The organism is Saprospira grandis (assembly GCF_027594745.1).
In the GTDB taxonomy this organism is placed as follows: domain Bacteria; phylum Bacteroidota; class Bacteroidia; order Chitinophagales; family Saprospiraceae; genus Saprospira; species Saprospira grandis.
Genome location: NZ_CP110854.1, coordinates 2,621,863 through 2,641,777, shown reverse-complemented (window position 1 = coordinate 2,641,777; position 19,915 = coordinate 2,621,863). Strand labels below are relative to the sequence as shown.

Here is a 19,915-nt window from a genome sequence, read left to right as displayed (position 1 = left end):
CCCCTCCCTAAAACGGAAGCGGCTATTTCTTAGCTCAGAAAAGTGACCTAATGTCCTCTTTTCTTCTTTTTGGGCTGAGCGGGCTTTAACTCAAAAGTTTCTAGAAACTTAGTGGTAAAATCACCCTTGATAAAGTCCTCATTATCCATCAATTGGCGATGGAAAGGCACCGTAGTATGTACCCCCTCTACCACAAACTCATCTAGGGCGCGGCGCATCTTAGCGATACACTCCTCGCGAGTGCGAGCGCGGCAGATTAATTTGGCAATCATGGAGTCATAATAAGGCGGAATATTATAGCCAGAATACACATGCGTATCGACCCGAACGCCATGGCCCTTAGGGCTATGGAAAGACTTAATTTTCCCTGCAGAAGGGCGGAAATCATGATAGACATCCTCTGCATTGATTCGGCATTCGATAGCGTGCATTTGGGGATAGTAATTCTCTCCAGAAATGCGTTCGCCCATAGCAATCTTAATCTGCTCGGCGATGAGGTCATAATCAACCACCTCTTCGGTGACCGTATGTTCTACCTGGATCCGAGTATTCATCTCCATAAAGTAGAAATTGCGGTGTTTATCGACCAAAAACTCTACCGTACCCACTCCTTCATAGTTAATGGCTTCGCCGGCTTTGATAGCGGCTTGGCCCATAGCTTCACGGAGCTCATCGGTGAGGAAAGGAGAAGGCAACTCCTCCACTAGCTTTTGGTGGCGGCGTTGGATAGAGCATTCTCGTTCAGAGAGGTGGCAAACCGTGCCGTATTGGTCGCCAGCAATTTGGATTTCGACATGTCGGGGTTCTTCCACAAACTTCTCGATATACATCCCATCATTGCCAAAGGCGGCTTTAGCCTCCTTTTGGGCAGCTTCTAGGGCAGCTTGCAAGTCGGCCTCTTTCCAGACCAAGCGCATTCCTTTTCCACCACCACCGGCTGTAGCTTTAAGCATAACGGGATAGCCTACTTCTTCACAGATCTTTTGGGCTGTTTTAAAGTCTTTGACCAAGCCATCGGAGCCGGGCACCACGGGGACGCCCGCTTTAATCATGGTATCTTTAGCCGTAATTTTATCTCCCATCTTGTTAATCTGTTCGGGAGTTGGGCCAATAAACTTGACATTATACTCCGTACAGATTTCGGCAAAGTGGGCATTTTCGGCTAAGAAGCCATAACCGGGGTGAATCGCATCGGCATTGGTAATTTCTACCGCAGCCATAATATTGGCAATATTGAGATAAGAATCGCTACTTGCAGCAGGCCCTACACAGACGGCCTCATCGGCAAAGCGCACATGCAGACTATCGCGATCGGCTGTAGAGTAAATAGCGACCGTTTTGATCCCCATCTCTTTACAGGTTCGGATAACACGCAAGGCGATTTCGCCACGGTTAGCAATAAGTATTTTCTTAAACATACAATTGGTTTTGGATGAATAGCAAAGATGTTCTAGCGGCTAGACTTAGACGAGGGGCTCTACGAGGAAAAGCACCTGCTCGTATTCTACGGGGCTAGCATCTTCGGCCAAAACCTTCACTACGCGGCCAGTTACCTCAGATTTTACTTCATTAAAGAGTTTCATGGCTTCAATGAGGCAAACCGTATCATCTGGTCCAATTACGTCTCCGACCTTAACAAAAGGTGGTTTTTCGGGAGATGAAGAGCGGTAGAAAGTTCCCACCATAGGCGATTTAATTTCGAGATAATTCACATTATCTTTTAGTTCGCCAGCATCTTGGCTTTTCTCTTGAGCTGGGGCGCCTTCTTGCTGAGGGGCCACAACGGGAGCTGCAGGAGCAGCCATAGGCATAGCGCCCATTGTGGGCATCATGGGAGCGGGAGAAACCACTTCGGTGCGTACCTTTTGGTAGTCCTTGGTGCGAATAGACAGGCTCATTTCTGTCGTTTCATATTTAAATTCCCCTACAGTTGTGCCTTGTAGCAACTTAATTAGCTCTTTAATCTGGTCAAACTCCATAAATATAAGTTTTTAGCAGAAGCCTCTCCTATGGGCGAGGTTTCTTAGGCTAGATAAAAGGTGTTTTATAAACAAAAAAGCGCAATGCTAAACTAATCGGCATTGCGCTTTGGGCCGGAGCCAGCGCCTTAATTTTTGACACGCTCCATATATTCACCAGTTTCGGTGTTAATCTTAATGAGGTCTCCATTCTTGATAAATAGAGGTACACGTACTTCTGCCCCAGTTTCTACTTCGGCAGGAGTAAGGGTGTTGGTTGCCGTATCGCCTTTTACACCAGGCTCTACATAGGTAATTTGCAAATGCACATACTGAGGCATCATCACCGCCAAAGGAATCTCTTTTTCGGCATGAAAGAGTACTTCGCAAACCTCTCCTTCCTTAAGGAACTGTACGCCATCTAGCATCTCGCGCTCAATGTCGATTTGCTCATAGGTCTCTTGGTTCATAAAGTTGAGGCGCTTATCGGCCTCATAGAGAAATTGGTACTGACGACGCTCTACACGTACATCCTGTACTTTGTGGCCCGCAGGGAAGGTATGGTCCAAGACCTTACCCGTAGTCAAGCTCTTAATTTTGGTCCGAACAAAGGCGTTTCCTTTTCCGGGCTTTACATGCTGAAATTCAACAATGATATAGGTATCATGGTTGTGCTCTAGGCACATCCCTTTACGAATGTCTGAAGTCGTTGCCATTTTAGGAATAATTTACAATTACAGTGAAGTTGTTCTACTTCTTTGGGTAGCTTTGGGAGTTCAAAGAAAAATCTTTTTGCCCCAATGGCCAAAGAATATAGCTAAATTTTATCTTCTGGGGTGGAATTTCAGCCGCTAAGATAGAAAGTTTTAAGGATTCAAACGGCCTAGATGTTGGCTGGAGCCAAAATTTATTGCGTTCTACAGGGCCGAAGGCCCGCAGGCTGAGGGATGGTAGGGGGTGGCCGAAGGCCAGACCGAGCTTTTTGAGCAAAGCGAAAAAAGCGATGGGCCGAGCAGACCTGCGAGCCCCCGCACAGCCCGACCCGGCCAACGGCCGGGGCAGCCCCAAATACTCCTTAATATGAATCTATAAGCCCTGCTTTTTATTTTTTTGCTTATCTTTTGTCATCACCAAAATCAATCTATATGATCTCTTCTAGCCATTTATTAGAAGACCCTAATCTGGACCAAATTCCCGAATTACTGGCCCAACAACGCAGCTTTTTTGCTAGCCAACAAACCAAATCCCTACAGTTTAGAAAAGCCCAGCTCGAACGCCTGCACCAAAAGATTGTAGAACGAGAACAGGAGATTTTAGCCGCCTTGCATAGCGATTTGCGCAAGCATGAGTTTGAAGCCTATTCGACCGAACTGGGCTTTGTTTTGGTCGAGCTCAAAAAGGCCATCCAACAATTGCCCAAATGGATGAAGGCCCAAAAGGTAGGCACGCCCCTTTTCCTCTTTAATGCAGGCAGCGAGATCCGCGCCGAACCCTATGGCCTCAGCCTGATTATTGGCCCCTGGAATTACCCTTTCCAACTGCTTTTTGCCCCCCTTATTGGCGCCCTGGCCGCCGGGAATACCGCTATTCTCAAGCCCTCAGAGCTAGCCCCCGCTACTTCGGCCATCTCCGCAGAGATTATCCGAGAGGCTTTTCCCCCGCATTATGTGGCCTGCCTAGAAGGGGGCGTGCCGGTGGCTCAAGCCCTGCTCAAAGAACGTTTCGACTATATTTTCTTTACCGGCGGAACCAAGGTGGGCAAGATTATTTATCAAGCTGCCGCCCAACATCTTACGCCCGTTACCCTAGAGCTAGGCGGAAAAAGTCCCTGCTTGGTCGACCGAGATACAGACCTCAAAGCTACCGCCAAACGCATCGTCTGGGGTAAGTTCACTAATGCGGGCCAAACTTGTATTGCCCCCGATTATGTGCTGGTGGATAAGGCTGTAAAAGAGCCCCTAATTGCCGAAATGAAACGCCAAATCAAAAAGGCTTATGGCGATAATCCCCAACAATCCGATAGCCTGGCCCGAATTATCAATGCCGCCCATTTTAACCGCCTGATCGCCTACCTCAAAGATGGCGAAATTGCCGCTGGCGGCGATTATGAGGAAGAGGAACGCTACCTCTCCCCTACCCTGATGACGGAGGTCGACCTGAACAGCCCCCTCATGCAAGAGGAGATTTTTGGCCCCATTCTCCCCATTATTAGCTACGATAGCCTGCCCGCCGCTATCGAGTTTATTAACCAACGGCCCAAACCTCTAGCCCTCTATGTCTTTAGCAAAAATGATAAGCATGTAGAGCGCGTTTTGGCCGAAACCTCTGCCGGCGGCGCCTGCGTAAATGATACCTTACTGCATATTGTCAACCCCAATCTCCCCTTTGGCGGTGTGGGCGATAGCGGCATCGGCGCCTATCATGGCGAAAGCTCTTTCCAACTCTTTTCTCACCAGAAATCAGTGCTCAAACGGAGCTTCCTCATCGATGACCCCGTCCGATATGCCCCCTACAAACTGGGCATCAAATGGCTCAAAAAACTTATGGACTGGACCCTATAAACCAGAAGCTTCCTCTTCTCGAGGGAGCTTTTTTTTATGCTATTTTGGGGCCCGCGGCCGACTAGCCTTCGGCTAGTTCGGCCGCCGCTATGCTCCGCGGCTCGCAGGTCTGCTCGGCCCTGCGCGGGCTTCGCCCGCTGGGTCTGGCCTGCGCCCACCGCTGCGCAGCGCTGGGCCTTTTGCGCAGCCAAGCCCCTAGCCTCAATTTTTTTTAATTAAAACTCCTTAAGATAAGAACAAAGTCGATTCGCCTTTTTTTAAACTCAGGCCACTATCTTTGTGGCCAATCCAAGCCCCCTGATGAGCAGGAGGCCTTTATTTCACAAGATTAACGTACGCACATGAGTCTAACACTTCGTCCTACGCATCAACAAATGGCAATGCAACGCCTGCACGAACGGATCGAACAGCAGATTTTGGTCATTGATGGAGCTATGGGGACCATGTTACAACAGTACAAATTGCAAGAAGCCGACTACCGCGGAGAACGCTTTGCCGACTTCCATCGCGATTTGAAGGGCAACAATGATTTGCTCTCTATTACTCAACCCCATCTGGTCACGGAGGTCCATAAGGCCTACCTAGATGCCGGAGCCGATATTATTGAGACCAATACCTTTAATGCTACTGCTATTTCTCAGGAAGATTACGATATGCAGGAGCTGGTCTATGAACTCAATTATGCCTCGGCCCAATGCGCCCGTGCCGCCGTAGATGCCTTTAATGCCGAAAACCCAGAAAAGTTTCGCTTTGTGGCCGGCGCTATGGGCCCCACTAACCGCACCGCTTCGCTCTCCCCAGATGTAAACAATCCCGGCTATCGCGCCATTAACTTCGAACAACTACGGGCCGCCTATTATGAACAGGCCAAAGCCCTAGCCGAAGGTGGCGCCGATCTCTTCCTAGTCGAAACTGTTTTTGATACCCTCAACTGTAAGGCGGCCCTCTTTGCCATCGATCAGTATTGCGAGGAAGTAGGTATTGCCTATCCCGTTATGGTATCTGGAACCATTACCGATGCTTCTGGCCGTACCCTTTCGGGCCAAACGGTAGAAGCCTTCTGGCTGTCGGTTAGTCATGCCAACCTATTTTCCGTTGGCCTCAACTGCGCCCTGGGCGCAGCCGAAATGCGCCCCCATATCGAGGCACTATCTAATATTGCCCATTGCTATATTAGTGCTTACCCCAATGCGGGACTGCCCAACGAAATGGGAGAATATGACCAAACGGCCCAAGAAATGGGCCTACTCATTGAAGATTTTGCCCAAAGTGGCTTTATCAATATCGTGGGAGGCTGCTGCGGTACTTCTCCAGCACATATCCGTCGAATGGCGGAGGTGGTGGCCAAGTTGCCTGTGCGCAAAAAGCCCGCTCCTATGCAACTCTCGGCCTATTCTGGCCTAGAACCCCTGATTGTTCGCCCCGGCTTCAACTTTATCAATGTAGGGGAACGGACCAATGTGACGGGCTCCCGCAAGTTTGCCCGCCTTGTCAAAAATGGCAACTATGAAGAGGCCCTCTCTGTGGCCCAACAACAGGTAGAAGGCGGCGCCCAAATTATTGATGTGAATATGGATGAAGGAATGCTCGACTCGGTAGAGGCCATGAGCTATTTCCTCAACCTTATCGCCTCCGAACCCGATATCGCCCGCCTGCCCATTATGATCGACTCTTCTAAATGGGAGGTGATTGAGGCCGGCCTTCGCTGCGTACAAGGCAAGGCTATTGTCAATTCTATCTCGCTAAAGGAAGGTAAAGCCGCTTTTGTCCAACAAGCCAAATTGGTCCGCAGATATGGCGCCGCCGCCGTAGTTATGGCCTTTGATGAAGTAGGCCAAGCCGATACCATGGAACGCAAAGTAGAGATTTGTAGCCGCGCCTATAAAATCTTGACGGAAGAGGTCGGCTTCCCCCCCCAAGATATCATCTTTGACCCCAATATTTTCGCCATCGGAACCGGTATCGAAGAACATAATAATTATGGGATAGACTTTATTGAAGCCACTAAGGAAATTAAGCGCCGCATGCCTTTGGTCAAAATTAGTGGTGGGGTGAGTAACCTCTCTTTCTCTTTCCGTGGAAATAATATCGTTCGAGAAGCCATCCACTCGGCCTTTTTGTACCATGCGGTCCAAGCAGGTATGGATATGGGCATTGTCAATGCCGGTATGATTGAGGTCTATGAGGATATTCCCAAAGAGCTCCTAGCGCTAGTAGAAGATCTCCTCTTTAATCGCCGCCCCGATGCTACCGAACGCCTAACCGATTATGCCGAACAGCTCAAGGGCCAAGGCGGCAAAAAGCGCCAAGAGGACCTCAGCTGGAGAGAGGTGCCCGTTGAAGATCGCCTTGCCCATGCCTTGGTCAAGGGAATTACCAAGTTTGTGGTAGAAGATACCGAAGAAGCCCGACAACAGTATAGTAGCCCCCTAGAAGTCATTGAGGGACCACTAATGTCGGGGATGAATATTGTGGGCGACCTCTTTGGCGCAGGAAAAATGTTCCTCCCTCAGGTGGTGAAATCTGCCCGAGTGATGAAACAGGCCGTTGCTCATCTTACCCCCTTTATTGAGGCCGAAAAATCGGCTGGCCAATCTGCTAAGGGGAAAATCCTTTTGGCTACCGTCAAAGGGGATGTGCACGATATTGGGAAAAATATTGTAGGGGTGGTCTTGGCCTGCAACAACTTCGAGATTATTGATATGGGCGTCATGGTCCCTGCCAATGAAATTCTCAAAAAGGCCCAAGAAGAACAGGTGGATATTGTGGGCCTTAGTGGACTCATTACGCCCTCTCTAGATGAAATGGTTTATGTGGCCAAAGAGATGCAGCGCCTAGGTATGCAAATGCCCTTGCTCATTGGTGGCGCAACCACCTCTAAAACTCATACGGCCGTAAAAATTGCCCCCCAATACAGTGGACCAACGGTGCATGTTCTCGATGCCTCTAGAGCGGTTACGGTAGCGGCTTCGCTCCTAGCCGAAAAGGAAGAAAATCGAGCGGCTTATATGGAGCAGGTCTTGGCCGAACAGGAACGAATCCGTGTGCAACGGGCCAAACGAACTTCCGCCAAGCGCTACCTAAGCCTAAAGAAGGCCAGAGAAAATAAACTCGCTTTGGATTGGTCCAAAATAGAGCCGCTGGTCCCCAACAAAATGGGCATTACGGTCCTTGACCAACTAGATTTGGCCATCCTTAGAGACTATATCGACTGGACGCCCTTCTTTAGCAGTTGGCAACTGGCCGGTAAGTTTCCCGCTATTTTAGAGGATGAAGTAGTGGGCCAAGAGGCTAAGTCTCTCTATGCGGATGCCCAGCAGATGCTGGACCAAATCATTGCCGAGAACTGACTGCAGGCCAAGGCCGTTTGTGGTCTTTTTGCCGCCAACTCCATAGATGATGATGACATTTTGGTCTATCCCAATGGGCCAGAAGCGGAGCCGATGCGCTTGCATCATCTGCGCCAACAACGCCAAAAGGCGGCGGGCAAGCCCAACTATTGTCTCAGCGATTTCTTAGCCCCTAAAGCTAGTGGAAAGACCGATTACATGGGAGCTTTTGCCGTTACCGCAGGCATTGGCATCGAGGAGCATGTAGCCCGCTTTGAGGCTGCTCATGATGACTACAACGCCATCTTGCTCAAGGCTTTGGCCGATCGCTTGGCCGAGGCTGCTGCTGAATATCTTCATGCTGAGGTCCGCCGAAACTATTGGGGCTATGCAGCAGATGAGGCTTTAGATAATCAGGCCTTAATTGCCGAAAACTACCAGGGCATCCGTCCCGCACCAGGCTATCCCGCCTGCCCAGAACATACTGAAAAGCGCAGTTTGTTCGCCCTGCTAGAGGTAGAGGAGCGCATTGGCATTCGCCTGACGGAGAGCTGTGCCATGTATCCCGCTGCTGCCGTTAGTGGTTGGTATTTTGGCCAAGAAGAGGCCCGCTATTTTGGCTTGGGCAATATCGAAAAGGATCAGGTAGAAAGCTATGCGGCCCGCAAGGGCATGACGGTTGAAGAGGCCGAACGCTGGTTGATGCCCGTCTTGAATTATGATATTTAGGGGCGTTACTCCTTTTAGTCGTCGAACTTCGGCTTGCAGCCTTGTTGTCTGCCTACGGCAGGCGCTACGTTTACTCCCTTCGGTCGTCGAACTGCGCCCTAAAGGGCTTGTTGTCGCAGCTCGCTGTTGTTTTGGGGCCTCCGCTGCGGCTTCGCCTTGCGGCGCTACGTTTCGCAGCTCGCTGTTCGCTCGGCCCTTCGCAGGCTTTGCCTGCTCGGTCTGGCCTGACGGCCACTGCTACACATCGCTAGGCCTGCGGCCCCTTCGGGGCCTGTAGGGCCCCATAAGGAAAGGTCCAAAACTTAGGTTTTGGGCCTTTTTCTGTTATGGATGGGTACTTTTAGCCATCAAGATGGGTTCCTATACCCATCAAGAGGAGTTCCTATACCCATCAGGAGGGGTTCCCATACCCATCAAGAGGAGTTTCCATACCCATCGGGAGGGGTACAGCTAGCCATCGAAAGGGGTATACCTCCCCATCAATAGGGGGCCTATACCCATCGGGAGGGGTTCACTTACCCGTCTAGAGGGGGGCGCTAGCCCTCCATAGGGCTAGTCCTAATCATCAGGAGCATTTCCAGACCTCCGAGCGAGGGCCTCTCTTAGTCCTCTATAGGGGCTGGGCAAATCCTCTTGAGGGCTAGCGCTAATCCTCCTGATCAGTCCTCCTAGTCATCAGGAGTATTCTTCTACCTAAAGAGGAGGACTTGGGCTAGTCATCGGCAGGACTTGAACTACTCCAAAGGAGGACCTATAGAGGTCCTAAAGAGGACCTAGGCCTATAGTGTAGCGGACTTAAGTAAGCCCAAAAGAGGAGCTACAGAAGCCCTCTAAAGGAGCTCCCCTGCCCCAAGCGAGGACTTAGCCAAGTCCTCTTGAGGAGCTATACAACCCCAAGCGAGGAGCTCACTAAGTCCTGCTGAGGGGGTGCAGTACTCCTCGCCTTTATTTTTAGGGGACTATTCAGGATTTTGTGTATTAGAATAAAATTTGGGCCAATAGCTTGTTAGGATTTGACCAATAGTCGCCTAGGGACAAGCCCCTAGGCTAATCAAATGGAGTCAGCCCTAAAGGGCCTCAATTGTGAGTATGTATCTTCTTGCTAAGTCATTGTAGCGAAGCGGTCTGCATCCCAAGGCCCTCGAAGAGGGCTGTCTAAAAAGCTAGCCTAGGGGCTTGTCCCTAGGCGCAGAAAGGAGAAACACAGAATTTTGAACAGTCTCTCTTCTTCCTAATTGGCTTTATATATTTGCTAGCTGCAGAGGGAACTAATACGCCAAGAGCAGCATTCTAGCTCTTCAAACAGAATAAAGGTAGCAGGCTAGGCGATAGTTGAGTGAATTGGTTAGCATTTTCAATAAAGACAAACTTATCATGCTAGTAAAATGTAAAATTGAGTCCCTAGAAGAGTCATCTAATGATTGGATTAAGACCAACTTGCAAGACTGTTTCCATTTAAGAAGCTATTACGATGGTCTTCAATTGGGAGAGTACTATGTAGTTCATGCCATACAATACTCCTACATCCCCTTTGTGTATGTCTACACAGAGAGCTTCTGGGATGTTCCAGATCCTTTTCCTTTAGAATTTTTTGAAGTAGTAGATCCTCGACTCTCTAAACACTTTCGTTTGGGAACAATTAAATATAGTCCTATTCGTACGGGCTTGGATTCGATCATTAGCTTTAAAGAATGGGCAGATAATCCAGATTTCTATGAGGATCTTTATTATAAAGCTAAGTATACTAAAGTAACTAAAAGCTATAGAAAGAAATTGGGGCTAGAATTTTTCAATCCCAACCTCAATATTAGTGGAGAGTCGGCCATGATCTTAGATCCCAAGATGAGCTGGTTATTTTGCCCAGCTTGTACAGAGAGTTGGGAGGTGAAGACAGATAACGAGATGACAGCTTGCCCCAGTTGTAGATTGTATTATTTTAATCCCTTTATAAAAAATGCTGGGGAGGAGTCATAATGCTCTTCCAATAAGCAGAGCCTCCTCAGACTTTTTAACCCTTCTTTGCTTTCTATCCCCCCCCATTAACTACACCAGACCAAAAGCAATAGGGGAAACCAAATAAATGAGCATCTTGAGATATAAAATAGATGCTTTTCATGAAAAAGAAGAACTACCGCTCATATCAACTGGCCCTAGTTGGCTTGCTGCTTTTGCTGCAATATTCTTGCGCTATTTGTACTGATACGAGAACAGCTAGAGGAAATGTCATTCCTAAAAAGTTTAAAGATTGGTATGTGACCAAAGCAGAGGACCTTTACCCTAAAGACTTGATAGATACAACTGCGATCTATTATTTATACTACCCAGATACTAATTTTGGACCAATGTATTTTTTTAAGCGTTTTTTTGCAGACGGTAAGCTGTATAGTAGCACAGGACTAGACAGTCTAAATAATGAGGTGGCTAATAATATGGTAAATGGCTATACTGGTTATTATTTAATCAAGGATGGGGAGCTAATTATCAAAACTTATGACTACGCTTATTGTGGATTCTATATCATACAATGGGCAAAAATATTTGAGGATAGAATAGTGGTATATAAAGCAACAACTTATTCTTCATCAAGACCTGACTACTACCCTGATATAAGCAATTCTGAAGAGGTAAATATTGTATACTACAAACTAGATGTTGGTGAATTATACAGCCAGCCAGATTGGTAGTTAGTTCCTCTATCTTTTCCTTAAATCGCAACCTAAGTAACTTGGGGACCTCCGCAGCAAATTTGCGGCGGTTGATCCCCCAAATAGAAATAAAACATGGGCTTTATAGCCGTATAAAATGTAATAATTATGGATAAAGTTTTTTTTAGATGTATTGAAGGAAGTAGTGAATTTCTAAAAGAAATGATCATCTTAAGAAGTGGCTGTCAGACTGTAATATTTTTCAGTGGTAGCTCCTTCTATCTTAAGGATAGAAAAGAAATTGATCTTTCTTTGTTTGAAGAAATAGATATATCTTTTGATGGGGACAGGAAAGAAGCCACCCTAATTGACATACGAGATTCAATATATGATGATAATTTTTATTTGTATTTTGACAACTCTTCGTTTATCAATATTAACATTAGTCCTGTTGGAGGTCCTGATGGCAGTTTAGGGCAAACTATTAGGGTATATACTTCTGAAGATAAAAAAATACAGGTACCATATTCTGCTGAAAATCGTTATGATTCATTCAAAGAAGACTATTTAAAGGCTGATATTTATGAGGACTTAAATGTTGATGAGTGGGGAAAGTAATCTAAGTTATTTATAGCTTGTAATCAAAAATACTATACATCTAATTTAGATTTCAAAATCATGGGGCCTCCCGCCTTTGGCGGGCGCTACGTTTCGGGGCTCGCTGCTCGCTCGGCCCTGCGGGGCTTCCGCTTCGCTTCAGCCCCTAGGTCTGCGGCTTTGCCGCCCCAGTTACCATCCCTAGGCCTGCGGCCCTAGGGGCCTGCTATATGGGCCTGTAGGTTGAAACCTACAGCCAATTAACGAATGCATTTTTGTGTTCAATGGAGGGTTGAAACCCTCCATAAATAAACATTTTAGCCCTTATTTGCTGTTTATTATAACGCATTATGGGCCTATGGTTGAAACCATAGGCCCATATTTTTTTGCAGCTAGCTAGGCTAGTTCATTTCATGAGTGGTTTTAACCCTCATTCATATATCATTGCGGAGCAATACCATTGTTGCTGTAGGTTTCAACCTACAGTAAAAAGGAGCGAAGCGACGCGGCTGAGGGATGGACAAGGGTGGCCGAAGGCCAGACCAAGCTTTTTGAGCATAGCGAAAAAAGCGATGGGCCGAGCAGACCTGCGAGCCCTGAAACAGCCCGACCCGCCTGCAAGGCGGGGCAGCCCCAAAAAAGGATTAGAATCCTTCTGCTCTACCTTTCCAGAAATGCAGGCCTTTTTCGTAGGGTTGGGCGATCAGGTCGAGTAAGAGTTGGTAATCCTCGGGATTGTGGACAAAATCCATCCCTTCTACATCGAGGACCAGGATAGGGATTTCGTTTTGTTGGAGGCGGAAGAAATTGAAATAGGCCTGTTGGATTTTCTTGAGATAATCGGGGGCGATATCTTGTTCATAGCTGCGGTTGCGCTTCTTAATTTGTCGAATTAGTTCGGGGACCGATCGGTGGAGATAGACCAGCAGGTCGGGTTGGGGGAAGATAGAATTGAGGGTAGTAAACAGGCGTTGGAAGAGGCGTAGTTCTTCTCCGCGGAGATTTTGGCCGGCGAAGAGCAGGGTTTTGGAGAAGACATAATCGGCTATGGTGTATTGTTGGAAGAGGTCGGGATTCATCAGGACCTCTTGGAGTTGTTTGTGTCTTTCGGTCATGAAGAAGAGCTCTACGGGAAAGGCGTAGCGTTCGGGATTTTTGTAGAAGAGGGGGAGGAAAGGATTATCGGAAAACTCTTCGAGGATCAGGCGGGCATTAAGATCTTTGGCCAGCAGCTCGGAGAAAGAGGTTTTGCCGGTGCCGATATTTCCTTCAATAACAATATAATTACCGTTAGCGATTTGCATGATGTTAGTTTTGGGAGGCTATTTTTTGAACAGGAAGCGGATCTTGGCAGCGATCGAGTAGATCTTGTACAGATAGCTGCAACTGAGGGTGGATAAAGTGAGGTTGAATTTGCTGAAGGGGTTCGAGGACAAATCGTCGGAGGTGGAGTTGGGGGTGCGGGATTTGGAGTCTTGGGGTATTGAGGACCAGCTCATCATAGAAGAGGATATCGATATCGAGGCAGCGGGGTCCCCATTTTTGTTTGCGGATACGGCCGGCCTTAGCTTCTATATTCAGGCAAGCCTGGAGGAGTTCTTCTGGCTTGAGTTTGCACTGCAGGGCCAGGGCCATATTTTCGAAATCGGCTTGATCTTCTAGGCCCCAGGCGGCGGTGAGGTAGACATCGGATTGGGCGGTAATTTGTCCCAATTGGGTCAGTTCATTGAGGGCGAACTGCAGGAAATCTCTGGGGCGGCCCATATTGGAGCCCAGAGCGAGTAGAGCGAGAGCCATTTAGCAAGATTTAAGCAGTTCGGCGATACTAGCGTAAGTATTCGCTTCGGTTTTCATGGCTTGGAGGGGGCGCCAGGCTAATTCTTCGATACCTTCTTCGGTTTGGGGCATGAGGGGGCCATTGGCTAGGGCCTTCATTTGGAACCAATGCGTTTTTTTGAGCGACCAGAGCGACTTATAGGGGTTCCAATAAATATGATAAGTAGAAGGTAATTTGGGGCCGAGTTCGAGAGCGGCCAGGCCAGTTTCCTCCTCTACCTCTCGGAGAGCGGCTTGTTCTGGAGATTCTCCTTTTTCGATTTTGCCTTTGGGGAGGTCCCAGCGGTTGAAGCGGTAGATGGCGAGTACATCCTCTTGGTGATGGACGAGGCCTCCTGCGGCTTCGAGGTAATGGAATTGGGCCAATACATTTTTCCAGAGAGCCTCTAATCCTTTAGCGGGAATAAGTCGTTTTTGAGGAGTACTAGCGGATTCAAAGCTAAGGAGGAGGGCTCTAATTTGCTCGGCCTTCCAGATTTGGGGGCCTTCGAGGAGTTGGATATGGTGGGGTCCGTGGAAGATCGTGTACATAATCAAGATTCGGCTTATAGAAATGCTGCGAAGATAACTTTTTGTTTTGACTTTTGGGATGGGCAGAGGGGCTCGATCCTTAAAGACTTAACTTTTGGGGATCTTTTTCAAAATGGGCTTGGGGCTTGTCTTTTTTGGGGAGAGCGGGCGGCAACAAAAGTTTTACGGCAAGCAGCGTAAAGGCAAAAATAATAGTTTTAATAGTTAAGCCTTTATTTTTTTATTGGGTAAGGAGCTGGTATAGATATGATTAAAATTTATAGAATTGGCCGTTGATTTTAAATTTTTATTATTAAAATGCTAACTTTGTTAGTAACTTTTAAAGGGGCTGTGCGACTGCATTTTAGCCCTTTATTAGTGGATTGAAAAACATTTTTATTTAACCCTTCAAATGTAATATAGCCTTGGAATACAAAAGTTTACATTGGAGTATTACGTCTCTGAGTAGGTGGGCCTTAGGTCTGTTTCTACCCTTGTTTTTCTTGCTATTTTCGGCAGGAGATGCGCAAGCCAGCCACATTGTTGGTGGGGACGTCTACTATACCTGTCTGGGGAACAACCAGTATCAGGTAACATTTCAGCTATACCGAGATTGCGATGGTATTTCTATGCCTACCAGTTTATCGGTAAGTTTAACGGCGCCAAACTGTGGTTTGGCGGAGCCCAACATCACCTTTAATGCGGGAAGTCGTTTTGGTGATGAGATCACCCCTGTTTGTCCAGATGAGTTGCCTAACACCACTTGTGGTGGTGCGGGTACTATTCAGGGTACGCAGGTTTATGAGTACACGGCTACGGTCACCTTGCCTTCGGCTTGTGATTCTTGGGTAGTGTCTTGGAATACCTGTTGTCGGAACAGTAACATTACTAATGGAGACAATGCTGGCAGCCAGTCGATGGCCATTCAGACAACCATTAACAACACAAATGGGCTTTGTAACAACTCGCCTCGATTTACCTCTTTGCCTACGCCTTATATTTGTGCTGGGCAGCCCTTTACCTTTAACCATGGGGCGATTGATGTAGATGGAGACTCTTTGATTTATGAGATGATCACGCCTTTCCAGACTGGTCCTGCTGATCCTTATATTTTTCAAGGGGGAGCTACTGCGGCTCAGCCTTTCTTTACTACACCGGCCAACGGTATGGTATTTAATACCAACACGGGGCAGATGACCTTTACGCCTAGTATTGCCCAGACCTCTGTGGCTGCGGTAAGAGTTTATGAGGTGCGTAATGGCGATACCATTAGTACGATTATGCGTGATATGCAAGTGGTGGTATTGAACAACTGTACGAATACAGGGGTAAACAATACAGAGCCTATTGTATCGGGTGGGGGAACCTATGATACCACTAACCGTACCTTTGTTACTTGTCAGTGTGATACCCTAGAGTTTCAGATTACAGCTGTAGACCCTGATGGCGATACGCTTTCTTTGGATCCGAACAACTCAAATATTGGGACTGTATTTGGACCTGCTAACTTTAGCATTTTCCAGTTTAATCCTGATCCTAACCGCCCTGACTCTTTGGAGCTCTATGTACAGATTCGTACTTGTAATGCTCAAATTGGGGTAAATAACTTTACCATTGCGGTAACGGATAATGCTTGTCCCATTCCGCTTCCGGCTTACCTTGGCTTTAGCCTAGTGATTCCTGGGGTAAATGTTACGGCTAGTGATACTTCTATTTGTGCTGGTGTGGCTCAAGATATTCAGTTAGGTGCACAGACCTTCTCTTTGGGCCCAGGGGGCTCTGTAGCAGGTAGCTTTAACTGGGTACAGATTGCTGGACCTACGGCTCCACTTAGCGATGATACTATTCGTAACCCCATTGCTAGTGTTCCTGCTTCTACAGTAGCTGGTGATGTAGTTACTTATGAGGTACAGTTTATCACTACTCCTGACCCCGTTACTGGAGCCAGCTGTATTACTACGGATACGGTAAGTATTGCTTTGGTTGACTTGCCACTAGATGTGACAAGCTTGGCCTCTGACACTTCACTTTGTCAGAATGGTCAGCCCAATGCCTTGAACTTTACCACCAATGCAACTGGACCTGGTATTGACTTAATCAATGGTAACTGGACTTGGACCTCTTCTCCAGCTACTCGAGTGAATGACCTTAGCGCAACAAATGTCGCTAGTCCTACAGGCTCATTAGTAGGTGCTCCTGGCGACTCGGTTACTTACTATGTAGAATATGCTTATGGAGCTTGTGTGGGTAGTGATACTATTGGCTTGAAGTTCCGCACGGGTATTCCCGATATTACTCCCGCTACAGATACTATTTGTCCTGGCGATACAGTTGTATTGGCCATGAACTATGGTACAGGTTCTGGCGGAATGAGTTCTGGCGCTTGTGGACCTAATCCTGGTCCTTGCGGTGGCCCTCAACAACAGGTTACTGTTGGTACGGCGACAACTACCTCTGACCAGCCTTTCCGTGGCTTTTTTGAGGATAGTCGTTTTCAGATGATTATTCCCGCTAGCGAATTGTTGGCTGCTGGGGTACAACCTGGCCTACTTAACGATATGACACTAAATGTAGTGGCTAAGGGAAGCTCACTACCTTTTAGTAACTTTACTGTTTCTTTGGCCTGTACTACCCTAACTTCTATTCCTTCAGGGGCAACAGCTTTCCTACCCAACCCTAGCGCTACGGTTGTTTACAGCGGTACTTATACCACTGCTGCAGGAGCTAACCTAATTCCCTTTAGCAGCCCTTACGAATGGGATGGTACTTCTAGCCTATTGGTGGAGTTCTGCTTTGATAACGGTAACTGGACTTCTGATGATGATGTGGCCGCAGAAACGACTCCATATGTCTCTGCAATCGGTGATTTTGCCGATGGAGTGAGTGGCTGTCTTCCTGGTTCTTTGGGTACACCCACAACAACTTCTGTTCGTCCAGTAGTTACCTTTAGCAACTGTATCCTTCAGCCGCTATTGGTTTATGACTGGTCGCCTAATATTGCCATCATCAATGATTCTACAGATTCTCCTTCGGTCTTTCCTGCTGGTACGACCACCTACTACGGTACGGTGATCGAAGCGGGTTGCCCTATGGTAGACTCTACAGAGATTGTCATCAACTCTACTATTCCCGCTCCTGTGGTAAGCTGTGGTAACCCCACAAATTACACCAGTGAAATTCTCTTTGAATGGAGCGGTTCTGCTGGCGCTACTGGCTGGGAATATAGCCTAGATTCTGGCGCTACTTGGGTAGCTGTTCCTTTGGCTCAAGACAGTGTATTGGTCACTGGCTTCCGCGATGGAGAATGCTTCCAAATTCAAGTTCGTGCCCTAGGTGGTGCTGGACTTTGCCCCGATAATGCCGCTACCCTATTTACTTGCTGTACAACTCCTTGTGTGAATCCCACTCAGGTCTCTACAGTGAGCAGCATGGATATTAGCTGCTACCAAGCCAATGATGGTATGATTCAACTATTGGGTACACAAGGTGACTTGGGCCCCAATTACGACTTTACCCTCTATAATGCTGCCGATAGCCAAATTGCTTTCGTCAATACTCCCGATACCGCTAGCTTCTCTGGCCTTATGCCCGATACTTACTATGCGGTGGCTTACGACTCTTTCGGTTGTGTAGCTTACTCGGATACAATTACTATTGCCGAGCCTACTGAGTTTATCGCTAGCCTCGACTCTGTTATTGGTACTTCTTGCTGGAACACTGTAGACGGTGCCGCTCAAGTAAGTGCTGTTGGCGGTACTGCTCCTTATGGCTTCCAATGGGATGCTAATGCAGCTAGCCAAACTACAGCAATTGCGATTAACTTGCCTTTGGGCACTTATACAGTTACCGCTACTGATGCCAATGGCTGTCAGTCTGTAGTCAATAATATCAATGTATTTGGTCCTTTTGCTCAAGCCCCCACCGTTACTGTAAATATTACAGACGCTACAGGCTGCCCCGCCGATGGATCTATCGAAATTACCGCCGTTCAGTCTATGGCTGGTGACCCCGTTCCTGGTAACCCCAACTCTTTGGATTACCAATGGAGCAATGGCGCAACTGCTGTTAATACAATCTCTAACTTGACGCCCGGTACCTATAGCCTAACGATTACAGATCAAAATGGCTGTACCTTTACCGATAGCTATACCGTTGGAGGCTCTACCGTAAATATTGATAATGCCAATGTGAATAGCCCCGTTTGTGGTCTAGATAATGGTAATATCGACTTGACGGTCTCTGGCGATAATAGCTATACTTTCGTTTGGTCTAATGGCGCTAGCTCTGAAGACCTCTCTGACCTCTCTATCGGTACTTACTCTGTTACTGTTACTGGTGCAGGTGGATGCCAAGATAGCGCTACCTTCAACCTTGTCGGTGGAACCATCGAAGCCCGCGTAGTCGCTCGTGAAGAGCAAATCTGTGTTGGCGCTAGCAACGGTTTCTACGATATCGAAGTGAACTCTGTTAGCTCTGGATCTAACCAAATCACTTACCTCTGGTCTAATGGAGAAACGACCCAAGATGTAAGCAACCTCTCTGCAGGTACTTACTCGGTAACGGTTACCCTAGATGGTGGCGTTTGCGAAACTAGCCTCAATGGCCTAGTGGTCCTAGAAGATGATCCCGAAGTAGCTATCGATGTGACTAACTGTGAAGACCTTGCCGCTAATGTTCAAGGTGGATGGCCCGATAGCTCTGGCGTATTTACTTACAGCTACCTATGGAGCACTGGCGACACAGTGACTAACCTCAATGGCGTTACTGAAGGTACTTATACCCTTACCGCTACAGATGTGAACGGTTGCTCTGCTACCGCTACTGCCGAGGTTCGCTACCCTGTTATCGCTCCTTATATTGTAAGTCCTAGCGTTCAGGATACAAGCATGCCTATCGGTAGCACAATCGATATCGCCGCTGGTACCGCAGGCGCAGAAACTGGTGTAAGCTATGTTTGGTCTCCCGCCTCTGATGTGGCCGATGCCAACGCTTACCAAACTACCGTAACAACTCTAGATACTACGCAAAATCCTTTGGCTTTCGTTATCGTTGCCGACAATGGATCTTGCCAATCTACGGATACGCTTTACCTCAACCTTCTACCTGTCCAATTCTCTGGATTTGCCAATGCGTTCACGCCTAACAATGATGGAGAAAACGATAGCTTCCGTCCATTGCCTTACCGCTTGAGCGATAATGTAGAGGTTGTCGAGTTTAAGGTCTACAACCGCTGGGGACAAGTTGTTTTTGATGGCGACAATAACGATCCTCGCGAGGGTTGGGACGGTACCCTCAATGGCGAATTGCAAGCCCGCGATGTTTATATCTACGTATTCTCTTACCAATATCCTGGTGGAGAAGTACAAACTGTTCGTGGCCAAGTGACGCTTCTCCGTTAAGCTGAGCTTTTGCCGCATACCGAAGAGCCAATCTGCCGAAAGGTGGGTTGGCTCTTCTTTTTTTGGGGCCCGCGGCCGGCAAGCCGGCCGCCGCTATGCTGCGGGGCTCACAGGGCTGTTCGGCCCTTCAGGCTTTACTTCGTTTCGCCTTCGGTCTGGCCTGCGGCCACCCCTCCGCAGCGCTGGGCCGCTCATCAAATCAGTTTTATTGGGGCGTTCTTCTTCGGCCAGCTGGCCCTCCCTTTTAAGCGGTATTCCTCGCCACGCTCCTCATTCCTCTATATGTCCCCGCCCACCCACCCCTCTACGGGATTCCCTAAGGAATCCCTCGGGGAGGCTGGCCGCAAATTT

At 47.9% G+C, this 19,915-nt stretch carries 11 protein-coding genes and 1 pseudogene; 6 read left to right on the top strand and 6 right to left on the bottom strand.

The features are described 5' to 3' along the window. Window positions 1-47: 47 nt before the first annotated feature. The 3 genes from accC to efp all read right to left on the bottom strand — a co-directional run bounded on the left by accC (window position 48) and on the right by efp (window position 2,674). On the bottom strand, window positions 48-1,418 hold the full coding sequence (gene accC / locus OP864_RS10515) for an acetyl-CoA carboxylase biotin carboxylase subunit (protein ID WP_270098155.1): 1,371 nt from the start codon (window positions 1,416-1,418) through the stop codon (window positions 48-50). Window positions 1,419-1,463: 45 nt separating this feature from the next. After that, on the bottom strand, window positions 1,464-1,979 hold the full coding sequence (gene accB, locus OP864_RS10510; protein WP_270098154.1) for an acetyl-CoA carboxylase biotin carboxyl carrier protein: 516 nt from the start codon (window positions 1,977-1,979) through the stop codon (window positions 1,464-1,466). 128 nt (window positions 1,980-2,107) lie between these two features. Beyond that, window positions 2,108-2,674: an elongation factor P gene (gene efp / locus OP864_RS10505; RefSeq protein WP_015692972.1), complete on the bottom strand. Its 567-nt coding sequence runs from the start codon at window positions 2,672-2,674 to the stop codon at window positions 2,108-2,110. A gap of 429 nt (window positions 2,675-3,103) precedes the next feature. Here efp and OP864_RS10500 point away from each other — a divergent pair, with 429 nt between their 5' ends. The 5 genes and pseudogenes from OP864_RS10500 to OP864_RS10480 all read left to right on the top strand — a co-directional run bounded on the left by OP864_RS10500 (window position 3,104) and on the right by OP864_RS10480 (window position 11,840). Beyond that, a complete protein-coding gene (locus tag OP864_RS10500) occupies window positions 3,104-4,519 on the top strand; it encodes an aldehyde dehydrogenase (RefSeq protein WP_270098153.1) in 1,416 nt (471 codons plus the stop codon). A 380-nt stretch (window positions 4,520-4,899) separates the two neighbouring features. Next, window positions 4,900-8,577, top strand: a pseudogene (gene metH, locus OP864_RS10495) (methionine synthase). A 1,374-nt stretch (window positions 8,578-9,951) separates the two neighbouring features. Further along, window positions 9,952-10,551, top strand: a complete 600-nt coding sequence (locus OP864_RS10490; RefSeq protein ID WP_270098152.1) for a hypothetical protein — start codon at window positions 9,952-9,954, stop codon at window positions 10,549-10,551. A gap of 140 nt (window positions 10,552-10,691) precedes the next feature. Beyond that, on the top strand, window positions 10,692-11,261 hold the full coding sequence (locus OP864_RS10485; RefSeq protein ID WP_270098151.1) for a hypothetical protein: 570 nt from the start codon (window positions 10,692-10,694) through the stop codon (window positions 11,259-11,261). A gap of 129 nt (window positions 11,262-11,390) precedes the next feature. Continuing rightward, a complete protein-coding gene (locus OP864_RS10480) occupies window positions 11,391-11,840 on the top strand; it encodes a hypothetical protein (RefSeq protein WP_270098150.1) in 450 nt (149 codons plus the stop codon). A gap of 623 nt (window positions 11,841-12,463) precedes the next feature. Here OP864_RS10480 and OP864_RS10475 read toward each other — a convergent pair. From OP864_RS10475 to OP864_RS10465, 3 genes are read right to left on the bottom strand one after another with little or no spacing between them, the layout of a single operon-like run. Continuing rightward, on the bottom strand, window positions 12,464-13,123 hold the full coding sequence (locus OP864_RS10475; protein WP_015692967.1) for a deoxynucleoside kinase: 660 nt from the start codon (window positions 13,121-13,123) through the stop codon (window positions 12,464-12,466). 4 nt (window positions 13,124-13,127) lie between these two features. Then, a complete protein-coding gene (gene folK, locus OP864_RS10470) occupies window positions 13,128-13,616 on the bottom strand; it encodes a 2-amino-4-hydroxy-6-hydroxymethyldihydropteridine diphosphokinase (RefSeq protein ID WP_270098149.1) in 489 nt (162 codons plus the stop codon). Continuing rightward, window positions 13,617-14,186 (bottom strand): NUDIX hydrolase, encoded by a 570-nt coding sequence (locus OP864_RS10465; protein ID WP_270098148.1) that lies wholly within the window; start codon window positions 14,184-14,186, stop codon window positions 13,617-13,619. It abuts the gene before it with no gap. A 482-nt stretch (window positions 14,187-14,668) separates the two neighbouring features. Between OP864_RS10465 and OP864_RS10460 the strand changes: the two genes are divergently transcribed. After that, complete coding sequence (locus tag OP864_RS10460; RefSeq protein ID WP_270098146.1) at window positions 14,669-19,564, top strand: T9SS type B sorting domain-containing protein; 4,896 nt, start codon at window positions 14,669-14,671, stop codon at window positions 19,562-19,564. Window positions 19,565-19,915 lie beyond the last annotated feature (351 nt).